Origin of the sequence: Rathayibacter sp. AY1B6 (genome assembly GCF_002932755.1) — a bacterium.
Lineage (GTDB): Bacteria > Actinomycetota > Actinomycetes > Actinomycetales > Microbacteriaceae > Rathayibacter.
Window position 1 is genome coordinate 32192 of the sequence record NZ_PSWL01000008.1, and the last position, 14945, is coordinate 47136.

Below are 14945 nucleotides of genomic sequence, written 5' to 3' on the forward strand. Positions count from 1 at the left end.
GCCGCACGCCGGCGGCCGGGCGCACGGGACGGTCCGTCGCCCGGTACGGCGAGGACGTCCCGCCCGATCCCGGGCGAACCGGGAGCCTACGCCCGGGCGGCCGCCGCGGCCTTCGCCGCCGCCGGCAGCGCGTCCACGATGCGCCCGACGGCCGCGTCGTCGTGCGCCGCCGAGACGAACCACGCCTCGTAGACCGACGGCGGCAGCGAGACGCCCGCGTCGAGCATCGCGTGGAAGAACGCCGGGTAGCGGAACGACTCCTGCGCCTGGACCTCGGCGTAGTCGCGCACCGGTCGGCCCAGGTCCGTGAACATGAAGCTGAAGAGGCTCCCGGCCGTCTGCACGGTGTGCGCGACGCCCTCGGCGGTCAGCGCCGCCGACACCTCGCGCTGCAGCGTCCGCGCCGTGGCGTCGAGCGAGGCGTAGACCGCGTCGTCGGCCAGCTGCAGCGTCCGGATGCCCGCGGCCACCGCGACCGGGTTCCCGGAGAGGGTGCCCGCCTGGTACACCGGCCCTAGTGGCGCCAGGTGGTCCATGACGTCCGCACGGCCGCCGAGAGCCGCGACCGGCATCCCTCCGCCGATGACCTTGCCGAAGGTGTAGAGGTCGGCCCGGTACGGAGCCTCGGCGCCGCGGTTCTCGAGCCCCCACCAGCCGCCGGCGCTCACGCGGAACCCGGTCAGCACCTCGTCCATGATCAGCAGCGATCCGTTCGCGTGCACGAGCTCGGCGAGGGCCGCGTTGAAGCCCGGGTCCGGAGCGACGACGCCCATGTTGGCCGCCGCGGCCTCGGTGATGACCGCGGCGATGTCGGCGCCGCGCTCCGCCAGGACCGCGCGCACCGCCTCGAGGTCGTTGTACGGCAGGACGATCGTCTGCGCCGCGGTCGCGGCCGTGACGCCGGCGGAGGCGGGCAGCGAGAGGGTCGCGAGACCGGAGCCGGCGTCGGCCAGCAGCCCGTCGGAGTGGCCGTGGTAGTGGCCGGAGAACTTGATCAGCAGGTCGCGGCCGGTGACGCCGCGGGCGAGGCGGATCGCCGTCATCGTCGCCTCGGTGCCGGTCGAGACCAGGCGGAGCTTCTCGATCGGCGAGACTCCCCCGGCCGTGATCCGCGCCTCGACCAGCTCGGCGAGGTCCGTCTCGGCCGGAGTGGACGCGCCGAACGAGAGGCCGCGGGCGGCCGCCTCCTGCACCGCCGCGACGACCTCGGGGTGCGCGTGACCGAGGACGGCGGGGCCCCAGGAGCAGACGAGGTCGACGTACTCGCGCCCGTCCGCGTCCGTGATGTAGGGGCCGGCGGCGGACACCATGAAGCGCGGGGTCCCGCCGACCGAGCGGAACGCTCTGACGGGCGAATTGACGCCTCCGGGGATCGCGTGCCGGGCACGCTCGTACAGGGTGTCGTTCGCCGAGGTGGTCACCCCTCCAGGGTACGCGCGCCGCTCGGCGCCCCGGCGCCGGAGGAGCGCTTTCGGACGAGATGCCGAGGCTCGCTCCCGGGCCCAGGAGCGGCTACTTCAGCAGGTCGCGGGCGATCTCGACGGCCCAGTAGGTGAGCACGGCGTCGGCACCCGCGCGGAGGATCCCCGTGACCGACTCGAGGATCGCCGGCTCGCGCGAGATCCAGCCGTTCGCAGCGGCGGCCTCGATCATCGCGTACTCCCCCGACACCTGGTACGCCCAGACCGGCACGTCCGAGACGGAGGCGACGTCCGAGAGCACGTCGAGGTAGCTCATGGCCGGCTTCACCATCACCACGTCGGCGCCCTCGGCGAGGTCGAGGGTCGCCTCGCGCAGGCCCTCGCGGCGGTTCGCCGGGTCCTGCTGGTAGGTGCGGCGATCGCCCTCGAGCGTGGACTGCACGGCCTCGCGGAACGGACCGTAGAAGCTGGAGGCGTACTTCGCCGAGTACGCGAGGATCGCGGTGTCCAGGTGCCCGGCGCCGTCGAGAGCGGCGCGGATCGCGCCGACCTGGCCGTCCATCATCCCCGAGAGCCCGAGCAGGCGGGAGCCGGCCTCGGCCTGCGCGAGCGCCATGTCCTCGTAGCGGAGGAGCGTGGCGTCGTTGTCGACGCGCCCGCGCTCGTCGAGCACGCCGCAGTGGCCGTGATCGGTGAACTCGTCCAGGCACAGGTCGGTCTGCACGACCAGCGCATCGCCGACCTCCTCCACGACGACCCGCGTCGCGGCGTTGAGGACGCCGTCGGGGTCGGTCGCACCCGAGCCGACAGCGTCGCGCGTGGTGGGCACGCCGAACAGCATCACGCCGCCGATCCCCGCCTCGGCCGCTTCCGTCACCGCTCCGCGGACGCTGTCCAGCGAGTGGTGCAGCACTCCCGGCATCGACCCGATCGGCCGAGCCTCGGTGGTCCCCTCGGCCACGAAGAGGGGCAGGATCAGCTGCGCCGGATGGATGCGCGTCTCTTGGACGAGACGGCGGAGTGCGGGGGTCGTGCGGAGGCGGCGCGGGCGGATGGCAGTCATGTCCTCCAGCGTAATCCCGCCCCGCCGAGCGCCTCCCGGGAGCGCGGACGCCCCGCCCCGTGGAGGTGCTCCGGACGCAGGACGTCAGCCGAGAGGCGGGTCACTGCCCTGTGGAGCGAAGCCCACCTCTCTTGGCCGACGTCGTGCAGTCCTCCCCCACTCGCCTTCCGTCCGCGCCCTCCCCAGGTACGCCCTCCAGCGGGCGGGGACGCCGGCCCGCCCAGGCAGAATCCGCACATGCACGAGCTCCTCACCCTTCTCCGCTCGAGCGGCGGCTTCGCACCGGCACGAGCACTTCGAGCCGCCGGGGTCCCGCGGGCGGCCGTCGAGCGGGCACTGGCCTCACGAGACGTCGTCCGGGTGCGCCGCGGGTGGTACGCGCTGCCGCCCGTCGAGCTCGCCGCCGTACGGGCGGGCGGGGTGGTGACCTGCCTCTCGCTTCTGCACCACCTCGGGCTCTGGACCGTCGAGCGGCCCGCGCTGCACGTCGCGCTCGGCGACTCCTCCGTCCACGACCTCCGGCCCGGCTGGGTCGGTCACTGGCGCCGCTGGCCCGGGCAGGGGAGGCGCTCGTTCTCGCAGGACGGCGTCGGAGCCGCCGTTCTGCATCTCGTGACCTGCGTCGCCGAGGACGACGCGATCGTGACGATCGATTCGGCCCTGAACACGGGCCTGCTCACCTCGGACGCCCTCCTCGACCTGCGAGCCCTCGCTCCGATCGGCAAGCGCGATCTGTTCACCCGCGTCGACGGGCGGAGCCAGTCCGGCCTCGAGACGAGGACGCGTCTGAGCACTCGTCGGCACAACGTCCGGGTCCGGACTCAGGTCCCCGTCTCCGGGGTCGGCCGTGTCGATCAGATCATCGGAGACCGCCTGGTGCTCGAGAGTGACGGCCACCGCTTCCACTCCGGCATCGAGCAGTTCCACGAGGACCGGCGTCGGGACCTCGAGCTCGCCCGGCAGGAGTACCTCTGCATCCGGCTCGACAGCCACCAGATCATGGAGGACTGGCCGCGCACCGAGGAGGCCCTCTTCACCCTCGTCCGCAGGAAGGAGCACCTGTGGACCGCGGCACAGCGTCGGCGGCACGGGATCGAGTGAGTCGCTCCCCCGGTACCGCGCACGACCTCGGCCGAGAGGCGGGTCCCTGCCCTGTGGAGCGAGGCCCACCACTCCTGGCCGACGTCGTGCGCCGAAGTCGTGCGCCGAAGTCGTGCGCCGGGGAGGCGGCTCAGCGGGGAGCGCGCTCCGTGGCGACGGCGGCGACCGCGTCGATGAGGGAGGAGGCCGAGCGCTCGTCGGCGACCACGTCGACGCGCAGGCCGAAGGCGCGGGCGTCCTTCGCGGTCTGCGGGCCGATCGCGGCGACGAGGATCGACTCGGGCACCGGGCCGAGCTGCTTCTGGACCTGCTCCGCGACGCTGCCGGAGGTGACGAGGATCGCGTGCACGGCTCCGCCGGCGACGTCGGCCACGACGCGCTCCTCCACGGGGACGCCGACCGTGCGGTAGGCGACCACGGAGCGCACGTCGTGCCCGATCCGGGTGAGGCCCTCGGTGAGCAGCGGCTTGGCGATCTCGGATCGGAGCGTCAGCACGCGCAGGGGGTGCCGGCCGCCGGTCGCCTCCTCCCACTCGGCCAGGAGGCCGCGGGCGGAGTTGTCCTCGGAGGGGACGAGGTCGACGGAGTAGCCGGCGGCGACGAGCGCGGCCGCCGTGGTCTCGCCGACCGCCGCCACCTTGGTGCCCGCGGGCACGGTGGTGCGCAGGAGGGAGAGGACGTCGACGGTGGTGGCGCTCGTGACGGTCATCCAGTCGAACGCGCCGGCCTCGAGGTCGGCGAGGGCCTGCTCGAGCGCGGGGAAGTCGTCGGTCGGCGCGAAGTTGATCATCGGAGCGACGACGGGCGAGGCTCCCTTGGCTCGGAGAGCGGCGGCGACACCGTCCCCCCACGGGCCTCCGCGGGGGACGAGGATGCGCCACCCCTGCAACGGCTTCTCCCACTGGGAGTAGGCGGCGGGGACGATCACGAAGGGGCTCCCAGGGGTGCGAGTTCGGCGGCACCCGCACCGAGAAGCGCGTCAGCGAGCAGAGAGCCGCAACGGAACGCGGCTTCGACGACGGGCAGTTCGCGACCACCATACTGCGGATCCGCCCGGTGTCGACCTCCGCCGACCGAACCGTTATCGACCGGCTCCGCGACCTCCCGTGAGAGGGACGCCGCGCCGTCGACGGCGAAGACCACGCCGTGCAGGACCACTCGGTCCGCCTCGACGACCGCGGAGGCTCCGATCGGAGCGGCGCACCCGGCCTCGAGGGAGGCGAGGAGCGAGCGCTCGGCCGTGATCGCCGCGCGGGTGGGGACGTGCTCGACGGCGGCGAGAGCGGCCCGCAGCTCCTCCGACGGCTCCTCGTCGCGCACCTCGATGGCCAGCGCTCCCTGACCGGGGGCGTGCGGCGAGACGTCGAAGCCGAGCACCTCGGTGATCGCGTCGACCCGGCCGAGGCGGCGCAGGCCGGACAGGGCGAGCACGATCGCGTCCAGCGGCGAATCGCTGCCGGGCAGCACCCGCCGGAGCCGGGTGTCGATGTTGCCGCGGATGTCGACGATCTCGAGGTCCGGACGGGCGGCCAGCAGCGCCGCGCGCCGACGGGGCGAGCCCGTGCCCACGCGGGCGCCGACCGGCAGGGTCGCGAGGGTGAGCCCGTCGCGGGCGCACAGCGCGTCGCGCGGGTCCTCCCGCTCGGGCACCGCTCCGAGCAGCAGGCCCTCCACCGGAGCGGTGGGCAGGTCCTTCAGCGAGTGCACAATCGCATCGCAGCGCCCGGCGAGCAGCGCGTCGCGCAGGGCGCTGACGAACACGCCGGTGCCGCCGAGGGAGGCGAGCGAGCCGCGCATGCGGTCGCCGTCCGACTCGATGCGCACCAGCTCCACGGGCACCCCGGCGGCGGCCGACATCAGATCGGCCGTCATCCGCGTCTGCGCCACCGCGAGCGCGCTCGCGCGGGTGCCGACTCTGATGCTCACGACAGACGACTCCTCATCACGGTGCGACTCCCGCCAGAGCGGGCTTGAACCCCGCTCGCACGTTCTCGCAGCAGCCGGGGCGGCAGACGTCGTACCAGGGGCCGAGCGCCGTCATCGAGGGACGGTCCTCCGTCGGCACGCCGTTGACGCGCTCGAGGACGAGGTCGACCAGGCCGGAGACGTAGAGCGGGTCTGTACCGGGAGTCGCGACGCGGAGCGCGACGAGTCCGTGCTCCTCCGAGGTCTCGAGGGCCTCGTTGTCGAGGTCCCACATGACCTCCATGTGGTCGGACACGAAGCCGAGCGGGACGATCAGCAGCGCCCGGCGGCCGCGGGCCGGCAGCTCCGCGATGGCGTCGTTGATGTCCGGCTCGAGCCAGGGCTGGGTGGGCGGGCCGGAGCGCGACTGGTAGACGAGCTGCCAGGGCACGTCCTCGTCCGTGGCCGCGGCCATGACGACCTCGGCGACGGCGAGGTGCTGCGCCTCGTAGGCGCCGCCGGGGCCGAACTCGTGCACGTCGACGACGGTGCCGTCGTCGTGGCGCTCGTGGGGTCCGCTGCGCTCGGCGTCGGCCATGGGGATCGAGTGCGTCGAGAACAGCACCTCCACCTCGGACGTGACGTCGAGGTCGGGCATCCGCTCGCGCAGCTCGTCGAGCCCGTCGTGGACGGCCTTGACGAACGGCATGACGAAGCCGGGGTGGTCGAAGAACTGGCGCACTTTGTCGATCCGCAGCTCGCCCTCGAGGCCGGTCGCGTCGAGCGCCGCCGCGTAGTCCTCGCGGTACTGCCTGCAGGACGAGAACGAGGAGTACGCGCTGGTCGCGATGGCGAGCAGGTCGGTGAAGCCGCGCTCCTTCGCCTCCGCGACGGCCTCGCTCATGTAGGGCGCCCAGTTGCGGTTGCCCCAGAGCACGGGGAGGTCGATGCCGCGGTTCGCGAGCTCGACCTCGAGCGCCTTCTTCAGCGCGCGGTTCTGCGCGTTGATCGGGCTGACGCCGCCGAAGTGGCGGTAGTGGTGGGCGACCTCCTCGAGGCGCTCCTCCGGGATGCCGCGGCCTCGCGTGACGTTGCGCAGGAACGGGATGACGTCGTCCTGACCCTCGGGCCCGCCGAAGCCGGCGAGGAGGATCGCGTCGTAGGCCACGGGGACCTCGACGTGCTCGGGTCCGGACGCCGCCGCGGGGGTGGCCCCGCGGACGAGGATCGGCTCGCTGGTCGTGTCGCTCATCGGAGCACCTCGGCGATCTGGTCGGCGTCGATGCGCCGTCCTGTGTAGAAGGGGACTTCCTCGCGCACGTGGCGGCGGGCCTCGGTGGCGCGCAGGTCGCGCATGAGGTCGACGAGGTTGACGAGCTCCTCGTCCTCGAGGGCGAGGATCCACTCGTAGTCGCCGAGCGAGAACGAGGCGACCGTGTTGGTCAGGACGGAGCGGAACCGCGAGCCCTTGCGCCCGTGCTGGGCGAGCATCGCGCGGCGCTCCTCCTCGGGGAGGATGTACCACTCGTAGGAGCGGACGAAGGGGTAGACCGTGAGCCAGCGGGCCGGCGCCTTCCCGCGCATGTAGGCGGGGAGGTGGTTCGAGCTGAACTCGGCGTCGCGGTGCACGCCCATCGCGTTCCACGTCGGCAGGAGGCCGACCAGCAGCTCCGTGCGGCGCAGCTCGCGGTAGGCCCGCTGCAGCTCCTCGGGCGCCGGGCCGGTGAGCCACAGCATGATGTCGGCGTCGGCGCGCAGGGCCGAGACGTCGTAGGTGCCGCGGACGGTCACGCCCTCGCCCTCGAGCTGGGCGACGAGGTGCTCGTACTGCTTCACCGCGGGATCCACGGCGTCGCTGGAGAGGGTGAACGGACGTGCGGGATCCCTGCGGAGAACCGCCCAGAGCGTGTATCCCAGGGCCTGATCGGAGTGATCCTGATCGGCGGGGGGCTGCGGCGCCGGAGCGGCGGCGCTCGTGTCGGGGGCGGACTGAACGGGACCCGCCGTGCCGGCGGTCTGATCGGTCATTGATCCATCATCCCTCCGCTCGTGCCGATGCACAAAAGCGGCGGGGGCTCTGGCGCCGGAGGGCGCGGGACGCTAGCGCCCCGGGCCCTCCGGCGCTCAGTCCTCGATGATCTGCTTCGCGACGCCCCAGACGACGAGGCCCACGGCGGCGGCGGCGCCGACCGCTCCGGCGATCAGCGCGGAGGGGTTCTGGCGGCGCACGACCTGGAGCTTGCGCTCGATCGTCCGCTGGGCCGTGCGCACCTTGCGCGGCACGTTGACCTTGTACTCGATGGCGTCGAGGGTCGCGGCGAGCTCGGAGCGGGCGCGCTCGATGTCGGCCCTCAGCTGGCCGGGCTCGAGCTGCGCCGGGTCGACGAAGCGGGGCGTGGCGCTGCTGACGGATCGCTCAGTTGTCATAGCTGCCCACTCCCTTGAACGCCTGGACGTCCTTCTTGATGCTGTCGATCGAGTCCTGGGGCACCGGCGGCACGGCCTTCTTGATGGTGCGCACGCCGACGAGGGCGAGGATCACGGCCACCAGGAGGAAGAAGACGGTGACGATCAGCGCCGACAGCCAGGCCGGCAGCCAGGAGGCGATGCCGATGATCGCGAACGCGACCAGCGTCGCCCACGCGGTCAGCAGGAGGAAGGCCGCGACCGCGAACAGGCCGACGGCCAGACCCGCGCTCTTCGCCTTGCCCGCCAGCTCGTTCTTCAGCGAGGCGACCTCGGCCTTGACGAGCTCGATCACGAGGCCGGGCAGGTCGCTGACCAGCTCCCCCAGTGATCGGGCGTTCTTGGGATTGCGTTCGTTCACCACGGGAGCTCCTCGAGGGTGGGACGTGCCGGCCGGCGCGCGCCTGGCACGGCCGGAGGGATGAGCACTAGGCCCTGCTGGTGGAGGTGGACGTCGTCGACCCGCCGGAGCCGGCCGACGCCGCGGCCTCGTCGACCTTCGAGGCAGCCTTGCGGGCGGCGGCCGATGCCTCCGCCTCGCTCGCTCCCTGGGCCTTCCTGCCACCCGAGACGGCCTTGACGACCACCGAGCGCACGACCTCATACGCCTTGTCCGAGACGCTGCTCAGCTGGGCCTTCGCGGCGCCGCCGACGGCGCCCGCGACGTCCTGCACCGGCTGGGTCCGCCAGAAGCGGTCGGCCGCCGAGGCGATCTGCTCGTACCGCTTGCGGCCGGCGCGTGCTCCCAGCACGTACCCGGCTGCGGCTCCTGCCACGAAAAGAATCTTGCCCTTCACGCCTACTCCTCGTCCTGGGTCGCTCTCGCGATCGTCCACGCGGTCGGTGACCACTCGTGCCGGGGCACGCCGCGCGCTCGCACGGATGCCTGGGCCTAAGAGTAGCCGTCGGCGTCGCGGGCGTCGCTCGGCAGCCCGACTCCTTGACGCACCAGTCGGCGCCGGATAAGGGCGGCCGTCTCGGCGGCATGCGGGAGCACCGAGGCGAGGCCCGTGCCCGCGATCCAGGTGCCGGTCACGGCGACTCCCTCGATCGGAGCGAGCGCCTCGCGGAACGCCTCCAGGTGCGCGCGGCGGCCCAGCGCCGCGGCAGGCCGGACGTTGGCCCAGCGCACCCGGGCGGAGTCGACGAGCGACGCCGGATCGAGGGCGAGGCCCAGCAGCGTCGACGCGTCGAGCAGGGCGATCGCCGCCGCCTCGGCGTCGGTGCGCCCCTCGAGCGGCGGGCGCTCGCCCGGGCGCCCGTAGGAGAGGCGCAGCACGTGGCGCCCGGGCGGGAGGGAGGCGGCCAGCCAGTCCCACTTCGCCGTCGCGTGCGTGATCGCCTTGGCCGTGACGTCGGTGGCGGTGGGCGCCACGAGCACGCCGGAGCCGCGGGGGGCGGCATCCAGGCGGGCGTCGTCGAGGACGAGGGTCACCAGCTCGACGGAGTCGTGCGGCGCCTCCTCGGCGCGCTCCGCGACGGCGGGCGCGAGGCCGGCGAGCAGCGCCCGGGCGTCGCGCTCCGGCGTCGAGACGATCACCGCTCGGGCGCTCAGCGAGCCGTCGGCGAGGGTCAGGACGAAGTCCCCGTCGGAGCCGTCGAGCCGCTGCACGGAGGCGCCGGTGCGGATCTCGCCGGAGAGGTAGTCGATCCGCTGGACCAGCGCGGCGACCAGGCGGTGCATCCCGCCCTCGAGCCCGCGGACCGCGACTCCGGCCGGGAGGTTCGCGCGGAGGGCGGCCACGGCCCGGGCGAGGGAGCCCGCGCGGGTGAGCGCGCCGTTCAGTCCGGGTGCGGCGAGGTCGACGTCGATGTCGTCCGGCCGGCTCGAGTAGACGCCCGACACGACCGGCGCGACCAGGTCCTCGAGCACGCGCTCGCCCATCCGGGTGCGCACGAGCTCGGCGAGGGAGTGGGCGCGGCCGATGCGCAGCACCGGCATCAGGGTGTCGAGCCAGGCCCGCCAGGCGCCGCGGCGGCCGATCGCGCGCACCACGTCGGGGGCGAGCGGCGTGCCGGGGATGCCGAGGATGCCGGCCCGGGGCGAGGGCACGGAGCGGCCGCCCGAGAGGTGCAGCCACGAGCCGTGCGTCCGCGGCTCGACGATCGACTCGGCGAGCGGGACGCCGTCGAGGGTCAGCGCGGCGAGCGCCCGCTCGACGTGGCCGCCGCGGGTGGCGAAGCTCTCGGCGCCCGCGTCGAGCGCGGCTCCGGCCAGCGCGAGCGGGGAGACGGAGCCGCCGACCCGCTCCCCCGCCTCGAGCACCACGACGCGCAGGCCGATGCGCAGGCACTCCGCGGCGGCGGCGAGCCCCGCCACTCCGCCGCCGACGACCGCGACGTCGTACGACGCGGCGTCGCGGGGGCGCTCCTCGCTCACGGCCGCCAGGCGTGCACGAACGCGACGAGGCGCGTGAGCACGTCGGGGTCGGTCTCGGGCGGCACGCCGTGGCCGAGGTTGAGCACGTGCGCGGGCGCGCTCAGGCCGCGGCGGAGCACGTCGTCGACGTGGGCCTCGAGGACCTCCCACGGCGCGGTCAGCAGCGCCGGGTCGACGTTGCCCTGCACCGGCACGAACCCGCCGAGGCGGTGGTTGGCCTCGTCGAGCGGGATCCGGTAGTCGACGCCCACCACGTCGGCGCCGATGCCGTGCATCGCACCGAGCAGCTCGCCGGTGCCGACGCCGAAGTGCACGATCGGGACGTTGCGGCGCGTCTCCCCGTGGTCGAACGCGAGGTCGCGCACGTGGACGAGGGCGCGCGCGGAGGCGGGAGCGACGTGGGTCGTGTAGTCCGAGAGCGAGAGCGCCCCGGCCCAGGAGTCGAAGAGCTGCGCGGCGCTGGCCCCGGCGAGCACCTGCGCACGGAGGAAGCGGCCGGTGACCTCGGCGGTCCACTCCATCAGCTGCGCCCAGGCGGCGGGATCGGCGTGCATCATCGTCCGCGCGCGCAGGTGGTCCTTGGACGGGCCGCCCTCCACCAGATAGGCGGCCAGGGTGAAGGGAGCGCCGGCGAAGCCGATGAGCGGTGTGTCGCCGAGGCCCGCGACGGTGCGGCGCACGCCCTCGCGGATGGGCTCGAGCGTCTCGTCGAGCACGGACGGGTCGATCGAGGCGAGCTCGGCGACGTCGGCGGCCGTGCGCACCGGCTTCTCGAGCACCGGACCGCGCCCGGGCACGATGTCGACGCCGACGCCCGCGAGCCGCAGCGGGATCACGATGTCGCTGAAGAAGATGGCCGCGTCCACTCCGTGGCGCCGCACCGGCTGCAGGGTGATCTCGCTCGCCAGCGCCGGGTCGAGGCACGCGTCGAGCATCTTTGTGTCGGTCCGCAGGGCCCGGTACTCCGGGAGGCTGCGGCCGGCCTGGCGCATGAACCAGACGGGCGTCCTCTCGCCCCGCTCGGAGCGGTAGGCGCGCAGGAGCAGCGAGTCGGCCGTGCGGCCGGCGGAGAGGGGGTGCAGCGGATCGAGCAGGCCGTCGGTGGGGGAGGTCACCGCGGCATTATTCCAGGCGCATCCGTGCATTCCTCCCCAGTCCGGGGACCCCGCCCCGCAGAGCGCGCGTAGACTGACGTGGTGCTTCTGTGTCTGACGGCGTCGCACAAGAACGCCAGCTTCGATCTCCTCGAGAAGCTCTCCGTCGACTCCTCCGCCGTGACCGCGGCCCTCTCCGAGGGGATCGATTTCGTCTCCGGGGCAGTCGTCGTCGCGACCTGCAACCGCTTCGAGGCCTACCTCGACATCGAGGAGCCGCTGACCGCCGCGCAGGCCGTCGCCGTCGAGGCCGCCACCGCCGCCGTCAGCGCCGCGACCGGCGTCGAGCAGGACGAGCTGCGCGGGAGCGTCGACGTCGTCTCGGGCGACCGGGTGGCCGAGCACCTCTTCGCCGTCTCCAGCGGGCTCGAGTCCGTCGTGGTCGGCGAGGGTGAGATCGCGGGCCAGGTCCGCCGCTCCCTCGAGGAGGCGCGCCGGCTCGGCACCACCTCCTCCGAGCTCGAGCGCCTGTTCCAGCGCGCCTCGCAGACCTCGCGCGGCATCAAGAACCGCACCGGCCTCGGCAGCGCCGGCCGCTCGATCGTGCGCCTCGCGCTCGACCTGGCCGCGAGCCGCGTCACCGACTGGCGGGCGGCCCGCGTCCTCCTCGTCGGCACCGGCAGCTACGCGCGGGCGACCGTCGCGGCCCTGCGCGACCGCGGAGTGGTGGACATCGCCGTGCACTCCCCCTCCGGCCGCGCCGAGGGCTTCGCTGCCCGCCGCTCGCTCCGGCCCATCGCCGCCGCCGATCTCGCGCTCGAGGCGGTCTCGGCCGACATCGTCATCACCTGCACCACGACCCAGGAGCCGGTGCTCGACGCCGCCCTGCTCGCCGCCGGGCGCCTCCAGGGCTTCTCCCGCGAGCGCCAGCTCGTGATCGACCTGGGCCTGCCGCGCAACGTCGCCTCCGACGTCACCTCGGTCGCCGGGGTCGAGCTCCTCGACCTCGAGACGATCAGCCTGCACGCGCCTCTCGACGTGCTCGACGCGTCGCAGCAGGCGCGCGCACTCGTCGACAAGGCGGCCCGGAAGTTCTCGGACGTCGCCGACGAGAAGAGCCTCACTCCGGCCGTCGTCGCCCTGCGCGCCCACGTGTTCGACGCGCTCGACGCCGAGATCGAGCGGGCCCGGTCCCGCGGCGACGAGGACGGCCGCACCGAGCAGGCGCTCCGCCACCTCGCCGGCGTCCTGCTGCACACCCCGAGCGTCCGCGCCCGCGACTACGCGCGCGCCGGAGCCCAGGAGGCGTACCTCACCGGGCTCGAGGCGCTCTTCGGCATCGAGGTCCCGGCCGAGCCCGCCGTCGCGCGCCCCGACGCGGACGCCGCCACCGCGTGAGCCTCCGGCTCCCCTTCGACGCGGAGCCGCTGCGCTCCGCGCCGCTGCTCACCGAGCGCCTGCTCCTGCGCCCCCTCGGGCCGGAGGACGCCGAGGACCACGCGCGCTACCAGGGCGACGCCGACGCCGTGAGGTTCCTCCGCTGGCCGGTGCGCACCCCTGAGGAGTCGCGGGCGCACCTGCAGCGCCGCCTCCCCTCGACACGGCTCGCCGCCGACGGCGACGTGGCCGTGCTGGCGATCGTCCCCCGCGAGGGCGTCCTCGCCGGGCGGATGATCGGCGACCTCACGCTCATCGCGTCGTCCGTCGAGCAGGAGGCGGTCGAGATCGGCTGGGTGCTGCACCCGGAGGCGCAGGGGCGCGGCTACGCGACCGAGTCCGCCCGGGCGCTGCTCGACCTCGCGTTCGACACCCTCGGCGCGCACCGCGTGATCGCGCGGCTCGACGCCCGGAACACCGCCTCCGCCCGCCTCTGCGAGCGCCTCGGGATGCGCCTCGAGGCGCACCACCGGGAGGACGAGTTCTGCAAGGGCGAGTGGACCTCGACCCTCGTCTTCGCCATGCTCTCCCGCGAGCGCTGACCGCAGCGCCCGCTCGTCCGCGCTCGCCGGGACGCCGCCGGCCTGTCGGGTCGGCGGCGTCCCGGGAGGAGCGTCAGGCCCCGCGGAGCCCGGTGAAGAGGTAGGACTCGAGCTGCTCGAGCGGGATGCGCTCCTGCTTCATCGTGTCGCGGTCGCGGACGGTCACGGCGTCGTCCTCGAGGGAGTCGAAGTCGACGGTCACGCAGTACGGGGTGCCGATCTCGTCCTGGCGGCGGTAGCGGCGGCCGATCGCTCCGGAGTCGTCGAAGTCGACGTTCCAGAGCTGGCGCAGCTGGTCGGCGACGCGGCGCGCGAGCGGAGAGAGGGCCTCGTTGCGCGAGAGCGGCAGCACGGCCACCTTGACGGGCGCCAGGCGCGGGTCGAGGTGCAGCACGGTGCGCGTCTCGACCTTGCCCTTGGCGTTCGGCGGCAGCTCCTGCTCCTCGTAGGCGTCGACGAGGAACGCCATGAGTGCGCGGGTGAGGCCGAACGACGGCTCGATCACGAACGGCACGTAGCGCTCGTTCTTGTTCTGGTCGAAGAACGAGAGGTCCTTGCCCGAGTGCTCGATGTGCGTCTTGAGGTCGTAGTCGGTGCGGTTCGCGACTCCCATCAGCTCGCCCCACTCGCCCGAGGCGAAGCTGAAGCGGTACTCGATGTCGACGGTGCGCTTGGAGTAGTGGGAGAGCTTGTCCTTCGGGTGCTCGTACTGCCGGATGTTCTCGGGGTTCATCCCGAGCCCGACGAACCAGTCCCAGGCGAGCTGCATCCAGGTCTCCTGCCACTCCTCGTCCGTGCCGGGCTCGACGAAGAACTCGAGCTCCATCTGCTCGAACTCGCGGGTGCGGAAGATGAAGTTGCCGGGGGTGATCTCGTTGCGGAACGCCTTGCCGATCTGGCCGATGCCGAAGGGCGGCTTGCGGCGGGCGCTCTGCAGCACGTTCGCGAAGTTGGTGAAGATGCCCTGGGCGGTCTCGGGACGCAGGTAGTGCAGCCCCGACTCGTCGTCGACGACGCCGAGGTAGGTCTTCATCAGGCCCGAGAACTGCTTGATCTCGGTCCACTGGCCGACCTTGTCGGGGTGCTCCGGGTCCGGGATGTCGGCGAGGCCGTTCACGGGCGGGTGGCCGTTGACCTCCTCGTACTTCTCGAAGAGGTGGTCGGCGCGGTAGCGCTTGTGGGTGATCAGCGACTCGGTCAGCGGGTCCGAGAAGACGCCAACGTGTCCCGAGGCGTGCCAGATCGCCGTGGGCAGGATGACCGCGGAGTCCAGGCCGACGACGTCGCCCCGGCCCTGCACGAAGGTCTTCCACCACTGGCGCTTGATGTTCTCCTTGAACTCCACGCCGAGCGGCCCGTAGTCCCACGCGGAGCGGGTGCCCCCGTAGATCTCACCCGAGGGGAAGACGAATCCCCTGTGCTGCGCGAGGGTGATGACTTTGTCGAGGGTGGTGGGTTCTGCCACGGGTTGCTCCTCAGCTGTTCGGGCGCACGGGGCCCCGGCGCGCGCCGGCTGCGCGCGTCCTTCTGGTGTGC

Annotated in this window: 15 protein-coding genes; 3 read left to right on the plus strand and 12 right to left on the minus strand. The window is 73.4% G+C overall.

Annotated elements, in window-relative coordinates; genetic code table 11:
- Window positions 1–86 precede the first annotated feature (86 nt).
- Together hemL and hemB are read right to left on the minus strand one after the other, a co-directional pair.
- Window positions 87–1421, minus strand: coding sequence for a glutamate-1-semialdehyde 2,1-aminomutase (gene hemL, locus C5D08_RS05805; protein WP_104276224.1), 1335 nt, complete (start codon window positions 1419–1421; stop codon window positions 87–89).
- Between the two features lie 91 nt (window positions 1422–1512).
- Entirely contained in the window at window positions 1513–2484 is a 972-nt protein-coding gene (hemB, locus tag C5D08_RS05810; RefSeq protein WP_104276225.1) for a porphobilinogen synthase, read from the minus strand.
- Window positions 2485–2721: 237 nt separating this feature from the next.
- On the opposite strand from hemB, the gene C5D08_RS05815 reads away from it, so the two are divergent.
- Window positions 2722–3585 (plus strand): type IV toxin-antitoxin system AbiEi family antitoxin domain-containing protein, encoded by an 864-nt coding sequence (locus tag C5D08_RS05815; RefSeq protein WP_146086058.1) that lies wholly within the window; start codon window positions 2722–2724, stop codon window positions 3583–3585.
- A 130-nt stretch (window positions 3586–3715) separates the two neighbouring features.
- On the opposite strand, the gene C5D08_RS05820 is transcribed toward C5D08_RS05815, so the two are convergent.
- The 9 genes from C5D08_RS05820 to hemE all read right to left on the minus strand — a co-directional run bounded on the left by C5D08_RS05820 (window position 3716) and on the right by hemE (window position 11481).
- Window positions 3716–4510 carry a uroporphyrinogen-III synthase gene (locus tag C5D08_RS05820; protein WP_104276312.1) on the minus strand — a complete coding sequence of 265 codons (795 nt, stop codon included), beginning with the start codon at window positions 4508–4510 and terminating at the stop codon, window positions 3716–3718.
- The gene (gene hemC, locus C5D08_RS05825) at window positions 4510–5511 is read right to left on the minus strand and encodes a hydroxymethylbilane synthase (RefSeq protein WP_104276227.1); all 1002 of its coding nucleotides are present in this window, start codon (window positions 5509–5511) and stop codon (window positions 4510–4512) included. Before hemC ends, C5D08_RS05820 begins: the two co-directional genes overlap by 1 nt.
- Before the next feature lie 16 nt (window positions 5512–5527).
- Window positions 5528–6742 (minus strand): ferrochelatase, encoded by a 1215-nt coding sequence (locus C5D08_RS05830; protein WP_104276228.1) that lies wholly within the window; start codon window positions 6740–6742, stop codon window positions 5528–5530.
- On the minus strand, window positions 6739–7518 hold the full coding sequence (gene hemQ / locus C5D08_RS05835; protein ID WP_104276229.1) for a hydrogen peroxide-dependent heme synthase: 780 nt from the start codon (window positions 7516–7518) through the stop codon (window positions 6739–6741). Before hemQ ends, C5D08_RS05830 begins: the two co-directional genes overlap by 4 nt.
- 96 nt (window positions 7519–7614) lie before the next feature.
- Window positions 7615–7917: a DUF3618 domain-containing protein gene (locus C5D08_RS05840; RefSeq protein ID WP_104276230.1), complete on the minus strand. Its 303-nt coding sequence runs from the start codon at window positions 7915–7917 to the stop codon at window positions 7615–7617.
- Entirely contained in the window at window positions 7907–8317 is a 411-nt protein-coding gene (locus C5D08_RS17280) for a phage holin family protein (protein WP_244229489.1), read from the minus strand. Before C5D08_RS17280 ends, C5D08_RS05840 begins: the two co-directional genes overlap by 11 nt.
- Before the next feature lie 67 nt (window positions 8318–8384).
- Window positions 8385–8732 (minus strand): YtxH domain-containing protein, encoded by a 348-nt coding sequence (locus tag C5D08_RS17285; RefSeq protein ID WP_258067333.1) that lies wholly within the window; start codon window positions 8730–8732, stop codon window positions 8385–8387.
- Window positions 8733–8848: 116 nt separating this feature from the next.
- Window positions 8849–10336, minus strand: coding sequence for an NAD(P)/FAD-dependent oxidoreductase (locus C5D08_RS05855; protein WP_258065077.1), 1488 nt, complete (start codon window positions 10334–10336; stop codon window positions 8849–8851).
- Window positions 10333–11481, minus strand: coding sequence for a uroporphyrinogen decarboxylase (gene hemE / locus C5D08_RS05860; protein ID WP_104255341.1), 1149 nt, complete (start codon window positions 11479–11481; stop codon window positions 10333–10335). The genes C5D08_RS05855 and hemE overlap by 4 nt, the downstream gene beginning before the upstream one ends.
- A gap of 51 nt (window positions 11482–11532) precedes the next feature.
- On the opposite strand from hemE, the gene C5D08_RS05865 reads away from it, so the two are divergent.
- Together C5D08_RS05865 and C5D08_RS05870 are read left to right on the plus strand one after the other, a co-directional pair.
- Entirely contained in the window at window positions 11533–12828 is a 1296-nt protein-coding gene (locus tag C5D08_RS05865; RefSeq protein WP_104276314.1) for a glutamyl-tRNA reductase, read from the plus strand.
- Window positions 12825–13409: a GNAT family N-acetyltransferase gene (locus tag C5D08_RS05870; RefSeq protein ID WP_219815155.1), complete on the plus strand. Its 585-nt coding sequence runs from the start codon at window positions 12825–12827 to the stop codon at window positions 13407–13409. The genes C5D08_RS05865 and C5D08_RS05870 overlap by 4 nt, the downstream gene beginning before the upstream one ends.
- A gap of 73 nt (window positions 13410–13482) precedes the next feature.
- Here the strand turns inward: C5D08_RS05870 and C5D08_RS05875 are convergent, their stop codons facing one another.
- Window positions 13483–14874, minus strand: a complete 1392-nt coding sequence (locus C5D08_RS05875; protein ID WP_104226140.1) for a glycine--tRNA ligase — start codon at window positions 14872–14874, stop codon at window positions 13483–13485.
- Window positions 14875–14945 lie beyond the last annotated feature (71 nt).